At 65.2% G+C, this 20,207-nt stretch carries 21 protein-coding genes and 1 tRNA gene; 12 read left to right on the top strand and 10 right to left on the bottom strand.

What is annotated here, in order from left to right; genetic code table 11:
* Positions 1-59 precede the first annotated feature (59 nt).
* The 4 genes from O9Z63_RS19360 (at position 60) to O9Z63_RS19345 (ending at position 5,516) form a co-directional block, all read left to right on the top strand.
* Complete coding sequence (locus O9Z63_RS19360) at positions 60-983, top strand: EamA family transporter (protein ID WP_270127054.1); 924 nt, start codon at positions 60-62, stop codon at positions 981-983.
* Positions 984-1,211: 228 nt separating this feature from the next.
* A complete protein-coding gene (locus O9Z63_RS19355; protein ID WP_270127053.1) occupies positions 1,212-3,821 on the top strand; it encodes a YfhO family protein in 2,610 nt (869 codons plus the stop codon).
* Positions 3,822-3,895: 74 nt separating this feature from the next.
* A complete protein-coding gene (locus O9Z63_RS19350) occupies positions 3,896-4,816 on the top strand; it encodes a 1-aminocyclopropane-1-carboxylate deaminase/D-cysteine desulfhydrase (protein WP_270127052.1) in 921 nt (306 codons plus the stop codon).
* A gap of 64 nt (positions 4,817-4,880) precedes the next feature.
* Entirely contained in the window at positions 4,881-5,516 is a 636-nt protein-coding gene (locus O9Z63_RS19345; RefSeq protein ID WP_270127051.1) for a DUF4230 domain-containing protein, read from the top strand.
* A 121-nt stretch (positions 5,517-5,637) separates the two neighbouring features.
* On the opposite strand, the gene O9Z63_RS19340 is transcribed toward O9Z63_RS19345, so the two are convergent.
* Complete coding sequence (locus O9Z63_RS19340; protein WP_270127050.1) at positions 5,638-6,147, bottom strand: regulatory protein RecX; 510 nt, start codon at positions 6,145-6,147, stop codon at positions 5,638-5,640.
* A gap of 188 nt (positions 6,148-6,335) precedes the next feature.
* On the opposite strand from O9Z63_RS19340, the gene O9Z63_RS19335 reads away from it, so the two are divergent.
* On the top strand, positions 6,336-7,220 hold the full coding sequence (locus tag O9Z63_RS19335; protein WP_270127049.1) for a DMT family transporter: 885 nt from the start codon (positions 6,336-6,338) through the stop codon (positions 7,218-7,220).
* 129 nt (positions 7,221-7,349) lie between these two features.
* A complete protein-coding gene (locus O9Z63_RS19330; protein WP_270127047.1) occupies positions 7,350-9,971 on the top strand; it encodes a DUF5686 and carboxypeptidase regulatory-like domain-containing protein in 2,622 nt (873 codons plus the stop codon).
* A gap of 207 nt (positions 9,972-10,178) precedes the next feature.
* On the opposite strand, the gene O9Z63_RS19325 is transcribed toward O9Z63_RS19330, so the two are convergent.
* Positions 10,179-10,469 carry a DUF4834 family protein gene (locus O9Z63_RS19325; protein ID WP_270127046.1) on the bottom strand — a complete coding sequence of 97 codons (291 nt, stop codon included), beginning with the start codon at positions 10,467-10,469 and terminating at the stop codon, positions 10,179-10,181.
* A gap of 15 nt (positions 10,470-10,484) precedes the next feature.
* Entirely contained in the window at positions 10,485-11,231 is a 747-nt protein-coding gene (locus O9Z63_RS19320) for an FkbM family methyltransferase (protein ID WP_270127045.1), read from the bottom strand.
* A 183-nt stretch (positions 11,232-11,414) separates the two neighbouring features.
* On the opposite strand from O9Z63_RS19320, the gene O9Z63_RS19315 reads away from it, so the two are divergent.
* From O9Z63_RS19315 to O9Z63_RS19295, 5 genes are all read left to right on the top strand, one after another.
* Positions 11,415-11,487 (top strand) — tRNA-Thr (locus O9Z63_RS19315).
* A 150-nt stretch (positions 11,488-11,637) separates the two neighbouring features.
* Complete coding sequence (locus O9Z63_RS19310) at positions 11,638-12,942, top strand: site-specific integrase (protein WP_270127044.1); 1,305 nt, start codon at positions 11,638-11,640, stop codon at positions 12,940-12,942.
* A gap of 564 nt (positions 12,943-13,506) precedes the next feature.
* On the top strand, positions 13,507-13,977 hold the full coding sequence (locus O9Z63_RS19305; RefSeq protein WP_270127043.1) for a thermonuclease family protein: 471 nt from the start codon (positions 13,507-13,509) through the stop codon (positions 13,975-13,977).
* 40 nt (positions 13,978-14,017) lie between these two features.
* Positions 14,018-14,653 carry a DUF6266 family protein gene (locus O9Z63_RS19300; RefSeq protein WP_270127042.1) on the top strand — a complete coding sequence of 212 codons (636 nt, stop codon included), beginning with the start codon at positions 14,018-14,020 and terminating at the stop codon, positions 14,651-14,653.
* Between the two features lie 163 nt (positions 14,654-14,816).
* Positions 14,817-15,311 (top strand): hypothetical protein, encoded by a 495-nt coding sequence (locus tag O9Z63_RS19295; protein ID WP_270127041.1) that lies wholly within the window; start codon positions 14,817-14,819, stop codon positions 15,309-15,311.
* Between the two features lie 105 nt (positions 15,312-15,416).
* On the opposite strand, the gene O9Z63_RS19290 is transcribed toward O9Z63_RS19295, so the two are convergent.
* The 7 genes from O9Z63_RS19290 to O9Z63_RS19260 form a co-directional block, all read right to left on the bottom strand.
* Complete coding sequence (locus O9Z63_RS19290; RefSeq protein WP_270127039.1) at positions 15,417-16,085, bottom strand: PD-(D/E)XK nuclease-like domain-containing protein; 669 nt, start codon at positions 16,083-16,085, stop codon at positions 15,417-15,419.
* 57 nt (positions 16,086-16,142) lie between these two features.
* Entirely contained in the window at positions 16,143-16,388 is a 246-nt protein-coding gene (locus tag O9Z63_RS19285; RefSeq protein ID WP_270127038.1) for a hypothetical protein, read from the bottom strand.
* Positions 16,389-16,461: 73 nt separating this feature from the next.
* On the bottom strand, positions 16,462-17,160 hold the full coding sequence (locus O9Z63_RS19280) for a hypothetical protein (protein ID WP_270127036.1): 699 nt from the start codon (positions 17,158-17,160) through the stop codon (positions 16,462-16,464).
* A gap of 74 nt (positions 17,161-17,234) precedes the next feature.
* Complete coding sequence (locus tag O9Z63_RS19275; RefSeq protein WP_044017664.1) at positions 17,235-17,549, bottom strand: DUF3846 domain-containing protein; 315 nt, start codon at positions 17,547-17,549, stop codon at positions 17,235-17,237.
* Positions 17,550-17,609: 60 nt separating this feature from the next.
* Positions 17,610-17,906, bottom strand: a complete 297-nt coding sequence (locus O9Z63_RS19270; protein WP_270127034.1) for a hypothetical protein — start codon at positions 17,904-17,906, stop codon at positions 17,610-17,612.
* Complete coding sequence (locus O9Z63_RS19265; protein ID WP_270127032.1) at positions 17,903-18,217, bottom strand: hypothetical protein; 315 nt, start codon at positions 18,215-18,217, stop codon at positions 17,903-17,905. Before O9Z63_RS19265 ends, O9Z63_RS19270 begins: the two co-directional genes overlap by 4 nt.
* The gene (locus O9Z63_RS19260) at positions 18,210-18,557 is read right to left on the bottom strand and encodes a hypothetical protein (RefSeq protein WP_270127031.1); all 348 of its coding nucleotides are present in this window, start codon (positions 18,555-18,557) and stop codon (positions 18,210-18,212) included. Before O9Z63_RS19260 ends, O9Z63_RS19265 begins: the two co-directional genes overlap by 8 nt.
* A gap of 190 nt (positions 18,558-18,747) precedes the next feature.
* Between O9Z63_RS19260 and O9Z63_RS19255 the strand changes: the two genes are divergently transcribed.
* A complete protein-coding gene (locus O9Z63_RS19255; RefSeq protein WP_270127030.1) occupies positions 18,748-19,137 on the top strand; it encodes an SLOG family protein in 390 nt (129 codons plus the stop codon).
* Positions 19,138-20,207 lie beyond the last annotated feature (1,070 nt).

The following is a 20,207-nucleotide window of genomic DNA, read 5'->3' as shown; positions in this document are numbered from 1 at the left end:
CGCGGCGCCGAACGGTAGTGGCCGTACCTTTGCGGCTTGTTTTGCTTTTCCGGTTCGCTTTGAAACTTTCCCGTCATCACCTGGCCGCGCTGGCCGCCTTTCTCATCTGGGGCTTCTTCCCGATTCCGCTGCGGTGGCTGCACGGCTACGCCAGCGGGCAGATTCTGTTTTTCCGCATCCTGATTTCCTTACTGGTGCTGCTGCTCATTCATGGATTGGGGCGGCGGGCGGCGGTGCAAACGGTGTGGCAGCAGTGGCAGGCGGCCCCGGTGGCGGAGCGCCGCGCGGTGGCTGTCAGCACTGGGCTGGGCGGCGTGCTGCTGACCTCCAACTGGCTGCTGTTTATCTACGTGGTGAACCAGGTGAGCGTGCAGGCCGGCTCGTTTGCCTACCTCATCTGCCCCATCCTGACGGCGCTGCTGGGCTTTGTGCTGCTGCGCGAAAAGCTGCGGCCGAACCAGTGGGCCGCCATTGCGCTGAGCGCCCTGAGCTGCGCGCTGCTGGGCGCCGGCGACCTGCGCACGGTGGGCATGAGCCTGATCGTGGCCTTCACATACGCTTTCTACCTCATCACGCAGCGCCGCCTGCAGGGCTATGACCGTCTGGTACTGCTGACGGTGCAACTGGCCTTAGCGGCCGCCCTGATCTTGCCGCTGGCCCCGCTGCTGGGCGCCCAGCCGCTGGCCGGCCTGCACGACACGCACCTGCTGCTGGTGGCGGCCCTGCTGAGCGTGGTGTTCACGGTGCTGCCGCTGTTTCTGAACCTGTACGCCCTCAACGTGCTGCCCTCGGGCACGGTGGGCATCCTGATGTACCTGAACCCGATTGTGAGCTTCGCGCTGGCGTTCTGGTATTTCGGCGAGGCCGCCACGGCGGTGCAGGGCGTGGCCTACGGCGTGATTCTAGCATCGGTGGTACTGTACAACTGGCCCGCGAAGCGGGAGCCCTCCCTTGCTCCTTCTCGGGAAGAAAGGGGGAACTAGCTGTAGTCGCCTCACCCCTAGCCCGTCTCTGAAAAAGGAGAGGAGAACTAGTAGTAGCATCGTTCCTGTATCATCAACCACCCCTAACACCTCCTTTCCAAGGAGGGGAACTAGCTCTAGTGCTAAAAGCTAGTCCCCCCTCTCTTTTGGAGAGGGGGCTAGGGGGTGAGGTTCCCGTCGGGTTTCCTTGTTACCTTCGGGCAGTTTTCGCCCCTACTTTCTTCCTGAATGACGACTGTTTTCTCTGCGCCGGCCGTGGCGCCTGTTGCGGTGCCGCTGTGGCGGCGGGTGCTGCCCCACCTGGCGGCGGTGCTGGTGTTTCTGGCGTTGGCCGTGCTCTACTTCTCCCCCATCGTGTTCGATGGCAAGACGCTCAGCCAGCACGACATCGTGCAGTTCAACGGCGGCGCCCACGAGGCGCAGCTCTACCGCGAAGCCACCGGCAAGGAGGCCCTCTGGACCAACTCCATGTTCTCGGGGATGCCGACTTACCTGATCAGCACGCGCTTCCCCGGCGATTTGAGCATCTACCTGCAGAAGATTTTCACGCTGGGGCTGCCGGCGGTGGTGGCCAACCTGTTTCTGGCGCTGGTGTGCGGCTACGTGCTGTTTGTGGCACTGGGCCTCTCGCCGGTGGTGAGCGGCGTGGGCGCCATTGCTCTGGGCTTCACCAGCTACAACCTCGTGATTCTGGCCGCCGGCCACAACACCAAGAGCCTGGCTTTGGCCTACGCGCCGGTGGTGCTGGCGGGGCTGCTGGTGGCGTTCCGGCGCAATAAGTGGCTGGGCACCGGCCTGTTTGCGGTGGGTCTGGCTATGAACATCCGCGCCAACCACTTGCAAATCACCTACTACCTGCTGCTGCTGGTGCTGGTGTTTGGGGTGGTGGAGCTGGTGTACGCCGCCCGCGAAAAGCGCCTGCCCGACTTCCTGAGCCGTACGGCCCTGCTGGGCGTGGCCGCGCTGCTGGCCGTGGGCGTGAGCTTCGGCCGCCTCTACACCACTATCGAATATGGCAAATTCAGCATCCGTGGCAAGTCAGAACTGACGACGCCCCCGCCCACCGCGCCCGGCCAGCCCGCTGCCGCGCCAGCCGGCGACGACGGTGCCGGCGGCTCCGGCCTCGACCGGGACTACGCCTTCGGATGGAGCTACGGCGTGGGCGAAACCATCACGCTGCTGGTGCCCAACTTCTACGGCGGCGCCTCCCAAACCAAGCTTTCTGATGATTCGGCCACCGGCCAGGCCCTGACCGGGCTAGGCGTGCCCACCGGGCAGCTGTCGGAGTACCTCAAGGCCATGCCCACCTACTGGGGCGACCAGCCCGTGACCAGCGGGCCGGTGTACGTGGGCGCCATCGTGTGCTTCCTGTTTGTGCTGGGCTTGTTTGTGGCCGACCGCCGCACGCGCCTGTGGCTGCTCGTGGGTACCATTCTGTCCATCGTGCTGGCCTGGGGCAAGAACTTCGAGACGTTCAACTACCTGATGTTCGACTACTTCCCGGGCTACAACAAGTTCCGCTCGGTGAGCATGGCCCTGGTGATTGCGCAGCTGGCCATGCCGCTACTGGCCGTACTGGCGCTGGCCCGCGTACTGCGGAGCCGTGCTGCCGGCCTGCCGGTGGCTGGGGCTAGCACCCACCCCAGCCTAGCTGCACTAGCTGGCAAAACCACCACTGACGCGCCCGAAACTGCCGACCTCAAGCGCAAGCTGCTGCTAGCCGGCGGTATTACGGCAGGCATTTGCGTGTTGGCGTTGCTGATTGGAATGGGAGCCGATTTCTCGTCGCCGATTGATGCGCAGCTGCAGCAGCAGGGCTTCCCGCTGGACGCGCTGCGCCAGGACCGCGCCTCACTGCTGCGCTCCGACGTGTTCCGCTCCATCATCTTCATTGCCCTGGCTTTTGGGGCGCTGTGGTTTTACCTGCAGCGCAAGGTGTCGGCCGGGATGGCGGCGGCGCTGGTGGGCTTGCTGACGCTGGTAGACCTGTGGGGCGTGGATAAGCGCTACCTCAACGACAACAACTTCCAGCGCGAAACCATCGCCCAGCAGTTCGTACCCACGGCCGCCGACCAGCAGATTCTGCAGGATAAGGACAAGAGCTACCGGGTGCTGAACACGGCCAATCCCTTCAACGAAGCCAACACCTCGTACTTCCACAAGAGCATCGGGGGCTACCACGGCGCCAAGCTGCGCCGCTACCAGGATTTGATTGACCGGCAGATTTCGCAGAACAACACCCAGGTGCTGAGCATGCTGAACACGCGCTACGTGATTCTGCCGGCCCAGCCCGGCCAGCAGGGCCAGCCCGGCCAGCCTGAGCAGGTGCAGCGCAACCCCGGCGCGCTGGGCAACGCGTGGTTTATCAACGAAATCCAGAAGGTGCAGACGCCCGACCAGGAAATTGCGGCCCTCAGCAACCTGAGCGTGGCTACCGCCGCCGTGGTGGACGTAGCCAAGTTCCCGCTCGCCAAAACCAGCTTCAGCGCGCCCGGCTCCACCATCACCCTCACCGACTACTCGCCCGACGCCCTGAAATACCGCGCCACGGCCACCGCCGATGCCTTTGCGGTGTTCTCGGAAATCTACTACGCCGACGGCTGGAACGCCTACCTCGACGGCAAGCTGGTGCCTCACGTGCGGGCCAACTACGTGCTGCGCGCCATGCCCGTGCCGGCCGGCACCCACACCATCGAGTTCAAGTTTGAGCCTACCGAATACGCCATCGGTAACACCGTGTCGCTGGTGTCGTCGGTGCTGCTGATTGTGGTGCTGCTGGGTTTGGTGGTGTACACCGTGCGTCAGCCAGCCGACCAGAACGAAGCGGCTTTTGTGTAACGATTTTCCTACCTGACCTGAAAAGCCCTGCCGCAGTCGGTGGGGCTTTTTCGTGGGCTGCTTTTTTGCCTCTGATGCTGCTTGAACTGCTTGCCGAACCCACCGCCGCCCGCCAGAACATCCGGCTGCTGCTCCTGCGCGACGACCTCGCGCACCCGGAGCTACCCGGCAACAAGTGGCGCAAGCTGAAATACAACCTGCAGGAAGCCCAGCGACAGGGCCACCACACGCTCCTGACTTTCGGCGGGGCCTTTTCCAACCACATTGCCGCCGTGGCCGCCGCCGGCCGCCTCACCGGCCTGCGCACCATCGGCCTGATTCGGGGCGAGGAAACCGCGCCCCTCAACCCCACCCTGGCCCGCGCCGCCGCCGATGGCATGGCCCTGCGCTACCTCAGCCGCGAAGCTTACCGCCGCAAAGCCGAGCCGGAATTTCTGGACGAAGTACTCCGGGAAACCGGCCCGGCCTACGTGGTGCCAGAGGGCGGCTCCAACGCGCTGGCCCTGCCCGGCTGCGCCGAATTGGTGACGGAGTTGCAGGCACAAACTGACTTCGACTACCTGGCCGTGGCCTGCGGCACGGGCAGCACGCTGGCCGGGCTGCTCACAGGCCTAGCCCCGCACCAGCAGGCTGTGGGCGTCGCGGCCCTGAAAAACGGCGGCTTTCTGCGCGGTGAAATAGACGCCCTCACGCTGGCCGCCACCGGCCGCATCTTCCCCACCTACGACCTGCGCACCGACTACCACCTAGGCGGCTACGCCCGCTTCTCGCCGGAACTGCTGCACTTTATCCAAGAGTTTGAGGCCCGCCACGGCGTGCTCCTGGACCCCATCTACACCGGCAAGCTGCTGTTCGGCGTCTTCGATTTGCTGCGGCAGGGCTATTTCCGGCCGGGCAGCACGGTAGTGGCGGTGCATACCGGCGGCCTGCAGGGCTGGGCCGGTTTCCGGCAGCGGTTCGGAGCCCGCAGCGCGTGGTGGCCGGCCGGGACATAGGGGGCGGCGCAACTTGCGGGTTTCGCGTATACGGCGGCTACTGTTCCTCTAATTTCTGCATTGCATGTCGCTGCCCCTCCTGATTCGCCGTTTGTTGCCGCTACTGTTTCTGCTGGGGCTGGGCTGGTTTCTCTGGACGAAAATCGGCCCCGCCATCAGCGAGCTGGAAAACCCGCTCAACCCCACGCCCCGCGTTACGGTGACGCACAACACGGTGCTACAAAAGGTGGAAAGCCTGGGCCGGCTGGAGTTGGTGCGCTACCAGTTCAAAGACGTGGTGGAGTACAAAAAGAGCACCTACCGCTTCCTGCCCGACGCCAAAGTGGCCCTCATTGTGGCCGGCAACGCCATCGGCTGCCTGGATCTGCGCAAGGTGCGCGCCCAGGACGTGGTGTTCGAGGGCGACTCGGTGGTGCGGGTGGCACTGCCCGCCGCCGAGCTGTGCACCTGGCAGGTCGACCACAGCCAGAGCCGCGTGTTCAGCGTCGAAAACGGCTTCTTCCAGGATGCCGAACTGGTGGATGCCGGCTACAAGTACGCCGAAGCCAACGTGCGCCGCGCCGCCCTGCAATCGGGCATCCTGGCCCAAACCGAGCAGAACGCCCAGCAGATCATGCGTCCCATGCTCGAAACCATGACCGGCCGCCGCGTGGTGCTCACCCGCCAGATGCAAAATCCGCTGCGGCCGGCGCAACGGTAGCACAGAACGATACTTAGGACCGTCATGCAGAGCGGAGCGAAGCATCTCGCCAGTGTGGTAGAATTACTACACTGGCGAGATGCTTCGCTCCGCTCTGCATGACGGTCTTTTTTGGCCGTTCCTATTCGTCGTCGTCCTCTTCGGGGGCTTTGCCCAAGTCATCCAACGCCATTTTTATCAGGTCCTGCTCGAAGCCTTTGGCCGTGAGGAAGAGCTGGATTTTCTGGCGGCGCAGGCGCGGGTTGCGCTCCTTTTCCTGGCGGTCCTTTTTTTCCAGCACGTCCACCAGGTTCTGGTAGTACTCATCACCGTCGATTTCCTTGAGGCCGGCCTTGATGCAGTAGTCGGAAATGCCTTTTTGCTTCAGCTCCTGCACAATGCGGCGGCGGCCCCATTTCTTGGTGCGGTAGTGGCCGCGCACGTAGGCCTTGGCAAAACGCTCTTCATCGAGCAGCTTTTCGCGGCTCAGGCGGATGATGATTTCGCCGGCTTCGTCTTCGTTGAGGCCGTATTCGCGCAGCTTGCTTTCCACCTCTTTCTGGTTGCGCTCCTGGTAGGCGCAGAAGGCGGCAATCTTCTGCAGGGCTTCGGCGGGGGTGTAGAATTTCTTTTTCTTCTCGAAGGAGTTCATAGCAACTGGCAAAGGGCACAAACCCGCCCAACGGGCCGGCAACTTACGACACCCGCGCCGCCCGAATCGTTCGGGGCGGCGCGGGTTTGGGTGGGGCGGCCGCGCCGCCTGCAAACCCGCGCCGCCGATCCGGAGTTTGCATCGGGTGGCCCGCCCGGCCGCGGCCTCTGTTTCCAACTGTTTCTTCTATGCTTTCGTCTGGTGCCCGCTACATGCTGCTCAGCACGCTGGCCTTTGCGCTGCTCAATGTGTGCGTGAAGCTGCTGGCCCACCTGCCGCCGCTGGAAATCATTTTTTTCCGCTCCACGCTTTCCCTGCTATTCAGCTACGTGGCATTGCGGCAGGCCGCGGTGGCGCCCTGGGGCCAGCCCCGCAGCCGCTGGCACCTAGTGTCGAGGGGCACTACGGGGGCGCTGGCGCTGGTGCTGTACTTCTACACGCTCCAGACCATGCCGCTGGCCTCGGCCGTCACCATTCAGTACCTGGCACCCATCTTCACCTCGGTGCTGGGCATCTTTCTGGTGAAGGAGAAGGTGCGGCCCTGGCAGTGGGTGTTTTTCCTGCTCTCGTTTGGGGGCGTGCTGCTGGTGAAGGGTGTCGATACGCGCATCACGCCGCTGTATCTGGCCCTGGGCGTGGCGTCGGCCGTGTTTTCGGGTTTGTCTTACAACGCCATCCGGCGCATGGGCGGGCGCGAGCATCCGCTCGTGATTGTGCTATACTCGCAGCTGGTGGTGGTGCCCTTCAGCGCTGCCTACTGCCTGCTACACTGGACCACGCCGCTGGGCTGGCAAGATTGGGGCCTGCTGCTGCTGACGGGCATTTTCACCCAGCTTTCCCAGGTCTACAAAACCAAGGCCTACCAGGCCGCGCCACTGGCCAGCATCAGCAGCCTCGACTACTTGGGCGTGCTCTACGCGCTGGGGCTGGGCTACACGTTTTTCGGCGAAACCTTCGGGCTGCCCTCTTACCTGGGTATGGCGCTGGTGCTGCTGGGCGTGGCCCTGAACGCGGCCTACTCTTACCGGCAGGCCCGGCAGCCCGCTCCGGTAGTAGAAGAAGTAGCCGCGTAGTAGCGGCCGTCCGGAACTTTGGTCGAAAAGACCCCTGGCTTGGTCGAAAACGCCCCCCGTTTGCGGGTTCGCACAACCTATTGCCTGCCTATTCTCTCTATCTTGGAGCCATCCATTCCATCCTGCTCCATGCCGCGTTTCTACCTGTTTCTATTCCTGTTATTGTTTGCCGGTGCTGCCCACGGCGGCGTAGTCCGGGGCCGTGTGGCGGATGCTGCCGGCGCCGGCCTGGCCTTCGCCAACGTGGCCGTGCGCACCACCACTACCAGCACCGCCACCAACGAGCAGGGCAGCTACCAGCTGCGTTTGCCGGCCGGCCAGTACGAGCTGGTGTTTCAGTACGTAGGCTACAAGCCGCGCATCGAAAGCGTGCGGGTGGCCGGCGGCGACACGGCCCTCACCCTCAACGTGACCCTGGAGCCCGAAAGCTACAAGCTGCGCGAAGTGGTGGTGCGCGCCTCCGACCGCGACCCTGCCTACGCCATCATTCAGCAGGCCCAGCAGTGGCGCCGCTACCACCGTCGCGAGGTGGCCGCCTTCAAGGCCCGCGCCTACATCAAAGCCCTGGCGCGCTTTGTGGAGGTGCCGGGCAAGATTCTGGGCCTCGTCAAGATCGGGCCCGATATCAAGCCGGGTATTTTCTACCTGTCCGAGTCGGTGTCGGAGCTGAGCTTCCGGCAGCCCAACGTGGTGCAGGAACGCATGATTTCCTCGCGCGTGAGCGGCGACGCCAAAGGCATCAGCTTCAACCGGGCCGGCCGCGGCGCGGGCCTCAACTTCTACGACAACGTGCTGAAAAGCGGCTTCTCGGAGCGCGGCTTCGTGTCGCCGGTGGCCGATGGGGCTATGCTGTTCTATAAGTACGAGCTGGAAGGCAGCAGCCAGCAGGGCGGCGTGCTGGTGCACAAAATCCGCGTGACGCCGCGCCGCCGCACCGACCCCGTGTTTTCCTCGGGCCACATCTACATCGTGGATGGCACCTGGCGCATCCATTCCGTGTCGCTGGACCTCGATAAAAACGCTCAGCTGGACTACGTCGACAATTTTCACATCGAGCAGCTGTTTGCGCCCGCGCCCGGCCCGTCGGATGTGTGGGTGATACAGTCGCAGAAGATTACGGTGGGTTTCACGGCCCTCGGCTTTAAAGGCAACGGCTATCTGACGGCCGTGCTCAGCAACTACCGGGTGCAGCCCACCTACCCCAACCGCCCGGTTGCCACGGCCCTGCCCGCCACGCCCGAGCCCGCCGATGCCCCCGTTACGCGCGAAACCGCCGCCGATATCCGGCGCCAGAAGCCGCAGCTCAGTGGCCTGAGCCGCCAGGTGCGCCGCCAAGCCAAGCTGGCCGAGCGCGACACCACCAACCTGAGCATCGGGAAGCTGAAGCGCGGCGAGGTGATGCTGGTGGAAAAAGACGCGAACGAGCGGGATTCCAGCTACTGGGACAGCATCCGCCCGATTCCACTCACTGAGGAAGAGCAGAAAGACTACACCGTGAAGGACAGCACCGAAGTGGTGCGCAACTCCCGCCCCTACCAGGACTCCCTAGACCGGGTGCGCAACGAGTTCAGCCCCGGCAATCTGCTCACGGGCTACTTTCACAACAACAGCTTCCGCAAAACCTCGTGGAGTGTGCCGCCGGCCTATAACCTTGTGCTCTACAACACGGTGGAAGGCACCGTGCTGAACCCGCAGGTTACGTTCCGGCAGCGCACCGACGACCGGCGGTTTCACTCTATCACGCCGGCCCTGCGCTATGGCTTCAGCAGCAAGCTGCTCAGCCCAAGCGTGTCGGCGGTCTGGCAGCTGCATCCTGTGCGCGTGTCCCAGCTCAGCGGGCAGGTGGGCCGCACCATCGAGAACTTCGACCCCAACTCGCAGCTTACGCCGCTCATCAACTCCATTTACACGCTGCTCAACAACCGCAACTACGCCAAGCTCTACCGCCGCGACGGCGCCCGCCTGAGCTACCAGACCGAGGTGCTGAACGGCCTGACGCTGGAAGGCACCCTGAGCTACTACGAGCGCCGGGAGCTGGAAAACACCACCATCGACCTGTGGCGCGACCGGCCCGGCGTGGCCTTCACGCCCAACGATCCGGTGGCCGAGGAACTGCCCGGCGGCACCAGCTTCGGCCGCAACCAGGCCCTCCGCTTCGTGATGGCCGCCACGTTCCAGCCCGGCCAGCGCTACATTACCCGCCCGAATGGCAAGGTCAATCTGAGTTCAAAGGCGCCGACGTTTACGGGCATCTGGCGGCAGGGTATCGGCGGGGTGCTGGGCTCCGATGTGCGCTACACGCTGCTGGAAGCCGGCATACGGCAAACCATCGGGCTGGGCCTGCTGGGCACGAGCAACTACCGGGTGGCAGCCGGCGGCTTCGTGGGCCAGCCGCAGCTTTCGTTCATGGACTACCGCCACTTCAGCGGCAACCGCACCGCCCTGGCCGCCGACTTCAGCCAGTTTCAGTTGCTCGACTACTACCGCTTCAGCACCCGGAAATCGTTTCTGGAAGCGCACTTCAACCACCACTTCAACGGCTTTTTCCTCAACAAAATCCCGCTGCTGCGCCAGCTGAAGTGGCAGGAAGTGGTTTCGCTCAACTACCTGACCACCGCGCAGGTGGGCCACTACGTGGAGCTGGGCGTGGGCCTGGAACACGTTTTCAAAGTAGTCCGCGTGGACTTTTACACCGGCCTGCAGTCAAGCCAGCGCGTGGGCACCGGCCTGCGGGTGGGCGTTGGGTTCTGATTGTCATTGCAAGCGAAGCGACACAATCTTTCCTAAGCCAAACGCCAAGGCCCTTCACAAAGAAGCCCTCCGACGTCAGGTTATCAACCTGCTGCCGGGGGGCTTCTTTGTGAGGGACTTTGGCGTTTGGTGAGAGCAAGGAGTAACGCCGCTTGCTGCGCATAATGTTCTGCGGCTTCGCCGACAGTGCAGATCCGCCGACTATAGCTACTTCACTTCCTCGAAATCCACGTACTCACCGCCTTTGAACTCAGTGGGCTTGTCTTTGGTACGGCGGGGCGTGGGCGGCACATAGTCGATGTGCACCTGGCCGGGAGCATCGCGGCCGGGCGATGGCGGCGGGGCGGCACCGCCGAAGGGCGCGCCCCCGAGCTGCTGGCCGTGGCGGCGGGCCTGCTTCTGCAGGAAGCCGACCAGCAGATGCCGCATCAGCAGCGGCAACACGAAGCGCAGCACCAGCGCCAGAACCAGAAAAATTAGCAGGATCTTGATGAACATGGAAAAAGCCGGAAATCAGGCGGGTTGAAAGTAGAAATCGGCCGTGACGGCGCTGTTGAGCTGGGTTTCGGTGCACGGCACCAACTCAGAACGCGCCGACAGCACAAAGGGTTTATAGCCCAACTCGGCCAGGGTAGCCACCACGGCCCGGCGGTTGTCGAGGCCGTTGAGCTCGGTCTGGATGAGGGGCCGGAAGCGGCGCAGCGTGGCCTGCATGTTGGCAAACACCACGTGCTCGAAGCCTTCCACGTCGCACTTCACAAAGTCGAGGCGCGGCAGGTGGGCCAGCAGGTCGTCGGGCACGCGCATGGGCACCTCGTAGGTGCGGGCGTAGTGCTCGTGAGGATTGCTGGCCGCTACTTTGGTCATGCCGTGGTGCAGCAGGCCGTTGCGCTCGGGCGTGCCCATCTGCACGGTGGTATTCTCGCTGCCCAGCGCGTAGGGCAGCAGCGTGAGGTTGTCGAGGCCGCTGAGCTTCACGTTATCCTGCCAGATGGCCTGAAAATCCGGAATCGGCTCCACGGCCAGCACCTGCCCATCGGGCCCCACCAGCCTCGACAGCGCCACCGAGTAGTAGCCCAGATTCGCGCCGATATCGAGGCACACAAAGCCGGGCTTGATGAGTTGCTGCAGAAAAAACAGCTCCGGGTATTTCTGCCGGCCCCAGCCCGCGCCCACCAGCCGCAGGTACACGCCGCTCACGAAACGAATGTAGCGCTCGAAGCCAAGCGTGCGGACCAGAAGTTTGCGGAGTGCTTTCATAGGAACCACAAAGATGCCGGAAAGGTGGGAAATGCGGCGCGGCCTTCTCCGCCATCCCCTACTAGGCCGGCGCGGCCGATGGCTGTCGCCTGCCGCCCGCACAAAAAATGCGGCCAAGTGTTGCGTAGGTCTCCGCTGGCTTTCTATCTTTGCTGCCCCTGACGGATACGCCGCCTCGGAAATGCCTGTTTAGCTCAGTTGGTAGAGCAGCTCATTCGTAATGAGCAGGTCGTTGGTTCGAGTCCAATAACAGGCTCACATATTCTATCCCGGAACGCCCGGAAACTTGCTTCTCGCGCTGCGAAAGTGGGTTTCCGGGTTTTTTGCGTCTGGGGGTATCGGTAACTCTGGGCGCGAATCTTCCACTTGGGGGCGGGAAGCTCGCCCCCTGTTACGCCCCCTTTTTATGGTTACCCAATTCACGCTTCGCACCGACAAGAAAGACAAAGCGGGAAGATGCCCGGTGCATCTGCTCTGTTACTTCGACGGGGCCCGCCTGAAATGTTCCACTGGTGAGAAATGCAAGCCAGCCGACTGGAACGCAGACCGACAGGAATTCAGACGCTCTTACCCGCTGGCCGAGGAAGCCAATGACCTGCTGCAGCTGATGGCGGGCAACGTGCTGAAATGGTGGCGCGGGGTGCGGGCAGCCGGACAGGCACCCACGGTGGCGGGGCTGAAAGCGGCGCTCCGGCCGGAGCGCGAGCCGGCCAATGAAGCCCGAACGCGGCCGGTGGCGGTGTGGTACGAGGAATACCGGCAGTCGATGCGGGCGCGGGGGTACTCGGGGGAAACGCTGCGGCAGCATGTGGTGGCCCGCAACTGGTTTACGGGCTACGAGCAGTGGAGCGGGCAACTACTGGACCCGGCATCCTACAACCTGGCGCAGCACGACGCGCTGCTGGGCTACCTGCGGGAAGTGCGGAAGCTGGCGCCGAATACGCTCTACACGGCGGTCAAAGACCTGAAGTCCTTCCTGCGGTTTCTGCGCGACGAGCGGGGCGTGGCGGTGGGCATCGAGCTGCGGAAGCTAGTGGCGAAGCCGGCCGACTCGCCGAAGCTGTACCTGTCGGCGGCGGACCTGCAGGCGCTGGGCGCCGCGATGCTGCCGGCCAATCTGGTGGCCACGCGGGACGTGTTTCTGTTTTGCTGCTACACGGGCCTGCGCTACTCCGACGTGGTGGCCCTGCATGCGGGCAACGTGCAGGAGTGGAGCGGCGGGCGGGTGCTGCGGCTGGTGCAGAGCAAGACGCGGGCCGGCGTGAGCATCTACCTGACGGCGGCGGCTGCGGCCATTCTGGACAAGTACGCCGACCCGGAGCGGTTGCGGCTGCTGCCGGTACACCCGAACCAGGTGATGAACAAGTACCTGAAACGGGTAGCGAAGCTGGCCGGCCTGACGGCGGCGGCGGACCTGGTAAGTACGGGGGACGGGGGCATCGTGCGGGCGGCGGTGCCCAAGTGTGAGCTGGTGACCATGCACACGGCCCGGCATACGTTCGCTACGCAAAGCCTGCTGCGCGGCATGCCGGTGGAGGTGCTGCAAAAGGTGCTGGGGCACAAGAAAATCCAGACCACGCTCATCTACGCCAAGATTGTGGAAGACTTCCAGCACCACACTATGCGGCGCATCTGGGAGGGTCAGGGGGCGACGGACAACGCCGGGGCCCTGGACAGCCAGATTTGCGCCGTGGAGCCCTCGGCGGCCTGAACAGCCCCTTCCACCTGAACAGTCCCTTTCACCTGCACTACGCGGCCCGCCCACCCGGCGGGCCGTTTGCGTAGGTGGCGGGCTGGATTGGGCCCTACATCAGGTGCCACCACCACTTCGGGCGGGCAGTGAGGGCGGGGCGGGCTGAGGGGAGCAACACGTAGCCGCTGCGGGCCTGAAATACGCGGGCCACGCGGGCCTGGGGACGTGTTACCTACTCCCCACTCACCTGGCCGCTGTGCCGCCTCGGCGGCCGTTATCGTCGGGGTGGGCGGTGTCGTCGGGCAGAGGGGCAGCAGCAGCAGAAACAGCAAAAGACGTGGCATCACTGAAAACACTGCGTTGCTGACATGCCAGCACTGCACACTAAAGTTGATATAATATATACATTTGTGTAAAATACATTACTTTCAGGCGATGATTCGCCACTTTATTACACTTTTATACACAATCAACAGCCACTGGGGTTATGCTCAGGTGGTGCGGGCTTCGGCGCTACCGTTGTTTGTGACGCCTGCGCCAACGGCGGCCCCACGAAGGGGCACGGGCCCGGAGTATGGCAGCGTGCGCCGGGTACTGGATGGCGACACCTACGAGGTACTGCTGCCGGCCGGGCTGGTTCGGGTACGGTTGCGCGCAGTGGACGCGCCGGAGCTGGGCCAGCCCTTCGGGCGGGCGGCGGCGGATTCAGTGGCGGGGCTGCTGCGGGGCCGGCTGCTGGAAGTGGACCGGGGCCCGGCCGACCGGTACGGGCGCACGTTGGCCGGGCTGCGGGTATCGGTGCTGATGGCCGGGGGCCGTCGGCGGTGGCTGCGGGTGGATAGCCTGCTGGTGGCGCGGGGCTGGGGCTGGGCCTATGAACCGGACCGGACTACGCCGCGCTGGGCAGTGCTGCAACAAACCGCCCAGCACAAGTACCGGGGCCTGTGGCGGTGTGGTACGGCTACGGCCGTGCGGCCGGGCGTGTGGCGCGCCTACAACAAGCAAGAAAAAGCGCGGGCCTGGGTTGGCTGCTCCGGGTGGCCGCGCGAATAGTCAGCCAACTTCTTTTCTCTCACCTTTTTTCCCTTACACGATGGCACGCATTTACAGCCCGTTGGGCAACATTAAAGGCAGCCTGGGCAACCTGACTTTCTCGGGCGGCACGGGCGACAACCAGATCCGGCAGAAGATTGCCAGCAACAGCAGCAACACGCCCGCGCAGCAGAACACGCGCAGCCGCTTCAAGCTGCTGGCCGACCTGTTCCGCAAGTTCGCGGGCGCGGCCCAGATGGGCCTGCTCGCGCAGGGCGGCAAGTCGGCCTATAACCGCTTCGTGCAGCTAAACTTCGTCAACACCCAGGCCGACGCGCAGAACGTGGCCAGCATCGATTACTCGAAGCTAGTGCTGTCGGGCGGGTCGGTGGAGCCGCTGGCCGGCGTGGGCGCGGTGCTCGACGCGGCTACGGGCAAGGTGACGGTCAGCTTTGCCGACAACAGCAACGGCAACACGGCCCTGGAAACGGATGGCGTGAAGGCCGTGGTGGTGAACAAAGTTACCGGCCGGGTGGTGGCCGCCTCGGACGAGGACGCCACTCGCGGCGACGGTAGCCTGGACATCGAGGACGTAGCGCTGCAGGGCGTGGCGCCCGCTGACCTGATGGCCCTGGCCTTCGCCTACCGCGCCGACGGCTCAGACGCCTCGACCACGGCGCAGGCGCAGGTAGCGTAGCGGCAGGACTGCCCCGGCCGGCTTCCGGTCGGGGCGGTTTTGTGTTTAGGCCGGATGAGGCCACCGGGAGAAGGCTAGGAGGAAGCTAGGAGAAACCTACCGGAAACCCGCGCCGGTCACCTGGGCCGGATTCTTGTATTTTTTCAACTCAGACTGAAATAAGATGGCAAAGACTGCCTATCAGAAACAAGCCGACAAGCGCACGAAGGACGCGCTGCGGCTGCGGGCCCGCTTTGATGCGCGCCTGCGCAAGGCCGCTCAACAGCTGATGGCGGCGGTGGCCGGCACGCTGGACGCCCGCACCCGCATCAACCGGATCAATGCGCTCTATGGCGTGGACATCAGCACGGAAACGCTGCTGGCGCACGATGTACGCGTGGCGGATTTCAGCGGGCAGCTGGGTACGCTGCTGGGGCAAAGCGCGCCCGGCGAGGAAGTGCAGCTGCTGAACCCCACGGCCAACGGCAACGGCGGCGACCTGCTGCCGAATGAGGCGGTATTCGGGGAAACGGTGACGTTCGGCGGCGTGCAGTCGATGCCGGTGGGCGGCGGCCAGACGTCGGACATCGGCGGGCCCGCTATCCCCATGGATTCGGGATTTAAGCCCGGGCCACCGCCCAGCGGCAACCCCTTTGAAGGGGGCATGACGTTTCCGTAACGGATAGCAGGGCCCAACGCCCTAGCGCCTGCCCTGGCGCACCTGCACAGAAAACCCCGGCCGGTTACGGTCGGGGTTTTCTTATGGGCCGGAGCATCGGCCGGGCTATGGAAAGCAGGCCTCAACCGCTGCCGGCTGCTGCTCGGCGTAGAGTTGCAACAGCCGGCGGTACTTCTTGCGGCCCTGCGCCATCGTGTCGGCGTCGGCTGACAATTCCACCAGCCAGATGTCGTGCGGGGCTTTCTTCTGCACGCCCACTATCAGGAAGCGGTCGGCCTGCAGCACATCGGTGTAGAAGGCGGCCTGGCGGTCATAGTCGTACTGCTCGATGGTAGCCACGAACTGGGCGTAGTCGCGGCAGCTGGTGGTTTTGAAGTCGACCAGCACCCGGCGGCCGAGGCGGGGCGTTACCACGAGCAGGTCGGGGCGAATCTTGACGGTAAGGCCGGTTTCGGTGTGGGTGGCGGTGTGGGTCAGCTCGGCGGTGCCTCTATATAACAGGTCGCGGCAGTAGCGCTGGCGGCGCACGGCGGCGGCCAGATTATCGAGCAGGCGCAGCTGGGCCGGGGGCAGGCACTGCGGGGCGTGGTAGCGGTGCGGCTCCAATACGGCCTCGTGGAAGGCGACGCCGAACGTGAGGGCCTGCGGGTTGCCGGTGCGGGTGAGACCCAGAGCCTCGTTTTTGAGGTTGCTCAGGTCGGTATTACTGACGAACGGAAGGGCGCGGTGCTGGGCCTGCGTGAGGCCGGGATGGGCGGTAACAGTATGGAACATGGCGGTTGGGGGCTTAGGTACTTGGAGGATTGGTTGTCGTTCTGATGCGTTTTGCTTTCAGCTGATGAAGGCCAGACGTTGGCTTTCGCCCTGGCGGTGGAGCCAGACGTGGGCGCCGCCGCAGCCCACTTCGTAGGCTGGGGCCGGGAACAGCTCGCGCACGGCCGGGGCAAGGTCGCGCAGGTCGGGCAAGGGCTCAGCGGCCTCGACGAGGCGGGACAGGGCGGCGAGCCGGGCGGCTTCGGCTTCGTCGCGGGCGGGCTGGTGAATCACCAGCTGCGGGATTTCGAGGGAGGTGGGCATAGAGTTAGTAGTTAGTATTGAGTAGTGAGGGCGGCCGGGTGGCCCCTGCCCTGTTAGGCAGGGGCCGGCGGGCTTAGGCAGCTTCGACGGGCTGGGCGGCGGCGAGCTGGGCGGGCTGGGGCTCGGTGTAGCGGGCCGGCAGGCGGTAACCCTGCGTGATGCGGCGCTCCTCGGTGCCGGTCAGGGTTTCTTCGCGGTAGAGGTCAAAATCTTCGGCAAACTCCTGCAGGGCCTGCACCTGGGCCGGGTCGGCGGCGGTGTAGCTGAACTCAGCAATGAAATAGGTAGCGGGCTTGCCGTCCTTCTCGGTCTGCTTCTTCTGCGGGGTGACGGTGAGCAGCACGTCGGTGAGCTTCAGGTCGTCGTAGAACAGGCTGGCGTTGAGCTTCTGCAGGTTTTCGACGCTGTAGCCGTGGAACAGCACGGCGCACACGGCCCCGGTGTCATCCACGAAAAACAGCTCGGCCCACACCTTGCGGCCCATGTTCAGAATGTTATCCGAGAAAATGCGCAGGGCCATGGGAATGAAGCTGATGGACTTGCCCAGCACCTTGTCGCCGCCCACGTTGAACACGCCGGCTTTCAGGTCGGCGCGAATCTGCTTGGGGTGGCCGGGCAGGTAGCGGAAGCGGCTGGTTTCGGTGACTTCGCCCGTGGCCTCGTCCACGGTGGCCGTCAGGTAGGCCCGGCTGGGCGTGAGGGCTGCGGCCGACGCGGCAGGCGTAACGGGAGCAGCGGCAGCGGATTTTGGGGTTTTGGTGGCGGTTGCCATAGTAGGAAGAAGTAAAAGGTGGGGCCAGTCGGCGGCCGGCCCCTTCGCCGTGGATACTTGGTAAGGGTGCGGGTCTAGCGGAACTGCTTGTCGTGGCAGAGGATGGCGCGGCCGACGATGCTGTCCTGGCCGCGGGCTTCGGGCTGGTACTGGTACCAGAGGTAGGTAGCCAGCAGGTTCAGGTAGCAGGGGTTCCGAAACTTGCCTTCGTCGTCGATGATGAGAATCAACTCGTCGGTGAGGCGCACCACGTCCACCGTCTGGCAATCAAGCAGCCGGTAGAGTTCGGCCAGCTTGAAGCTGCGGCCGTTGGCGGGGTGGATGGGTTGGGGCTCGGCGCTGTGCGGGTCGAGCAGATGAGGCTGGTACGTGGTAGCGGTAGCGGGCATGAGGTGAGGTAGTGGGGCCCGCGCCGCCGTGAGCGGGCGCGGGCTGGTGGATGACTTATTTCAGATCCCAGGGGTGCGGGGGTACTCGTCGTCGTCCTCGTATTCGTCCCAGTCGGCGGGGTGCATATCATCCCAGCGGCTGGGCTCCGGGGGCAGGTTCAGCGCCTCGGCGGCGGCCGTGGCGGCCTCCTGCGTGATGTAGCGGCCGGGGCCGGCCTGCATCTGGTAGAGGCCGGGGCCGCCGGGCACCGTGCCCGGCCGGGCCACGTCGCGCACCACGGCCCAGCCGGGGCCGGCGGCGTAGAGGCAGGCCGCATACCAGCGGCCCGCCTGCTGCGGGTGGGTGGCGCGGCTCATAGCCGGCGGCCCTCCCGGCCCAGTAAGTCCTCCAGCTGCTCGCGCAGGGCCTGCTCCTGGCGGGCCCCCACGTATAGCGGGCGCCCGGTGCGCAGGCAATACACCCCGCGCAGCTGCACATGGGGCGCCGTGCCTTTGTAGCTGTAGAACTCATCCGACACCCACTGCACGTAGTAGGCCACGGCCGCCGACACCTCGCGCAGGCCGCCGAACAAACTCACCGACATCTCGCGCTCAGGGTAGCAGCGGCGGCGGGTGTAGCTGCCCGCCCCGACCGGGGCGGGCGCTACGGCGGTGGCCGGGCTACGCATGGAGGCGGTGGGCTACGCGGTGGCGGCGGGCCCGGCAGGCGAAGCCGGGGCGGAGCAACTGCACCCCGCACAAGGCGGCGGCGGTGCGGCTGATGACGTGCTGGGCGTGGTAGCGGCTGACCGGCACCCCGGCAGCGGCAGCGGCGGCCACGGCCTGAAAGGGACACAACCCGCACAGCGGCGCGTGGAACATGGCCCCGCCCACGGTGTAGGTAACCGTGTAGTAGGTGGCGAGGTGGCCGGTAAAGGGCTGGCAGGTGCTGATGGAAGCCTGCACGATGGGGGCGGGACCCGCCCACGCGGCAGCGGCAAGCTGCGCGAACTGTAAGGAGGTAAGCATGGCTGTAGGTGTTAGCCGTGAGGTGCGCTCCTGGCGGGCCGGGCCCTGCCTGCCGTGTGCGCGGGTGCTCGGGCCTCTCCCGAACTACTACCCTAATATACTAACTTTTCTACACACTACATACACTATACTACAACAAAAGTTATCCACACTACACACCAAACTACACACGATTTACGTATACTGCAGTATGAGAAAAGAACAAAAAATGGTGGCCGTGGTGGGTAGCCGTACCCTGGCGCAATGCCCCGAACTGCTGGCCCGCCTGGACGAGCTGCACGGAGCCGGCGAGCTGGCCGGGGTAGTGAGCGGCGGGGCGGCCGGGGTGGATGAGCTGGCGGCCCGCTGGGCCATGCGCAACCTGGTGCCGCTGACCGAGTACCGGCCGGACTATGCCGCCCACGGCCGGGCCGCGCCACTGGTGCGCAACGGGCGGATAGTGGCCGCGGCCGACCTGGTGCTGGTGTGCTGGGACGGGGTGAGCCGCGGCACGCTGGACGCGGCCCGCCGGGCCGCCCGGCTGGGCAAGGTGCTGGAGTGGGTGGCGGCGCCCGCACCCGGCGGCGGGCTGGGGCTGTGAGGCCTGCCCCACCGGGCCGGCTGGTGGCAGCCTGTGCCGGCGGCGCGAAAACAGCCCCGCCACGCCACGCCAGCCGCTAACCCGCCCAACCGCCGCGCCTGCTGCCGGAACGTGCGCCCAGGGGCACGCCTGACGCTGTAGCGGCCCCTGGCGGGGGCGGCCGCCCCCACTACCGCTAAATGCCAGGGGGTCCGGGGGGCCGCCCCCGGAGAAACACCGCCCGAAGGGCACCTTATGAGGCCCTGAATCACTCAGCAGCTGGCGCCGCCGCAAGCCGCTGTAGCTGTGGGGCCGAGGTGGATGACCGGCCGACCAGCGGGAGGCTGGGCATGAAAGCCGCCGTGCGACGTGTCAGCCAGAGCGCGAAGCCTAACGCGGCGGGCTTCTGTGAGCCTGAGGCAATGCCTGTCGTCCGGGGAGTTGCATCAGGCCTCAGATAGTTGCTGCAGGCTTCAGTGCCTGGTACTGGGCGGGTGGGAGGCGGCCAGGATGCCCGCTTGGGAGGTGGCGACCAGCGGGAGCCGGCGACCTTAGCTGCGCTGACCTTCGGTTGCGAATTGGCAGCCTGGGCCGGTGCGGTGGGCGGGCGTCGGGGCGTGTGTGGGGCGGTAGGCTGGCCGACCGGAGGGAGGCGGGCCGTGGGGGTGGTAGCGGAGGCCGGGGGCCTTTTTCGGGCCCTGGGCCGCAGCGTGGCACGGCCTGCAGTAGCCATAGAATCAGCAGCTGGTGGGTGGGTGGAGGCCGGCCGACCAAGTGACGCAGGAACGCGGGAGGCGGGCCGGGCGGGGGCTTCGGTAGCGGAGGCCGGCCGACCAAGTGACGCAGGAGTGCGGGAGGCGGGCCGGAGCGTGGAACGACAATCGGAGCAGCTGAATCAGCCGGAAACGGGAGGATGCGCTAGGGATGGGAAGGGCCGGGCGGGGCCGTAGCGGCGGCTACGGTTGCCGCTGCTGGTGTCGTCGGGTATCAGAGCCCCGGCCGGGTGCGCAGCACCGGAGCGAAGCGGAGCCCTGGACAGCCCGGGCCGAAGGCAGCGCCCAGCAAAGTGCAATAATCAAAAGATTCCGAAC

Origin of the sequence: Hymenobacter yonginensis, from assembly GCF_027625995.1 — a bacterium.
Taxonomy (GTDB): Bacteria; Bacteroidota; Bacteroidia; order Cytophagales; family Hymenobacteraceae; genus Hymenobacter; species Hymenobacter yonginensis.
Note: the sequence above shows the minus strand (reverse complement) of the source record. Positions and strands in the feature narration are given on the sequence as shown.

What these genes read in the sequence shown, in the direction of transcription:
- O9Z63_RS19330 (WP_270127047.1), top strand. Translation starts at nt 7,350, where the DNA reads ATGCCGCGTTTCTACCTGTTTCTATTCCTGTTATTGTTTGCCGGTGCT.
- O9Z63_RS19285 (WP_270127038.1), bottom strand. Translation starts at nt 16,388, where the DNA reads ATGCCCACCTCCCTCGAAATCCCGCAGCTGGTGATTCACCAGCCCGCC.
- O9Z63_RS19265 (WP_270127032.1), bottom strand. Translation starts at nt 18,217, where the DNA reads ATGCGTAGCCCGGCCACCGCCGTAGCGCCCGCCCCGGTCGGGGCGGGC.
- O9Z63_RS19350 (WP_270127052.1), top strand. Translation starts at nt 3,896, where the DNA reads ATGCTGCTTGAACTGCTTGCCGAACCCACCGCCGCCCGCCAGAACATC.
- O9Z63_RS19295 (WP_270127041.1), top strand. Translation starts at nt 14,817, where the DNA reads ATGGCAAAGACTGCCTATCAGAAACAAGCCGACAAGCGCACGAAGGAC.
- O9Z63_RS19280 (WP_270127036.1), bottom strand. Translation starts at nt 17,160, where the DNA reads ATGGCAACCGCCACCAAAACCCCAAAATCCGCTGCCGCTGCTCCCGTT.
- O9Z63_RS19275 (WP_044017664.1), bottom strand. Translation starts at nt 17,549, where the DNA reads ATGCCCGCTACCGCTACCACGTACCAGCCTCATCTGCTCGACCCGCAC.
- O9Z63_RS19335 (WP_270127049.1), top strand. Translation starts at nt 6,336, where the DNA reads ATGCTTTCGTCTGGTGCCCGCTACATGCTGCTCAGCACGCTGGCCTTT.
- O9Z63_RS19355 (WP_270127053.1), top strand. Translation starts at nt 1,212, where the DNA reads ATGACGACTGTTTTCTCTGCGCCGGCCGTGGCGCCTGTTGCGGTGCCG.
- O9Z63_RS19255 (WP_270127030.1), top strand. Translation starts at nt 18,748, where the DNA reads ATGAGAAAAGAACAAAAAATGGTGGCCGTGGTGGGTAGCCGTACCCTG.
- O9Z63_RS19260 (WP_270127031.1), bottom strand. Translation starts at nt 18,557, where the DNA reads ATGCTTACCTCCTTACAGTTCGCGCAGCTTGCCGCTGCCGCGTGGGCG.
- O9Z63_RS19325 (WP_270127046.1), bottom strand. Translation starts at nt 10,469, where the DNA reads ATGTTCATCAAGATCCTGCTAATTTTTCTGGTTCTGGCGCTGGTGCTG.
- O9Z63_RS19320 (WP_270127045.1), bottom strand. Translation starts at nt 11,231, where the DNA reads ATGAAAGCACTCCGCAAACTTCTGGTCCGCACGCTTGGCTTCGAGCGC.
- O9Z63_RS19345 (WP_270127051.1), top strand. Translation starts at nt 4,881, where the DNA reads ATGTCGCTGCCCCTCCTGATTCGCCGTTTGTTGCCGCTACTGTTTCTG.
- O9Z63_RS19290 (WP_270127039.1), bottom strand. Translation starts at nt 16,085, where the DNA reads ATGTTCCATACTGTTACCGCCCATCCCGGCCTCACGCAGGCCCAGCAC.
- O9Z63_RS19340 (WP_270127050.1), bottom strand. Translation starts at nt 6,147, where the DNA reads ATGAACTCCTTCGAGAAGAAAAAGAAATTCTACACCCCCGCCGAAGCC.
- O9Z63_RS19310 (WP_270127044.1), top strand. Translation starts at nt 11,638, where the DNA reads ATGGTTACCCAATTCACGCTTCGCACCGACAAGAAAGACAAAGCGGGA.
- O9Z63_RS19300 (WP_270127042.1), top strand. Translation starts at nt 14,018, where the DNA reads ATGGCACGCATTTACAGCCCGTTGGGCAACATTAAAGGCAGCCTGGGC.
- O9Z63_RS19270 (WP_270127034.1), bottom strand. Translation starts at nt 17,906, where the DNA reads ATGAGCCGCGCCACCCACCCGCAGCAGGCGGGCCGCTGGTATGCGGCC.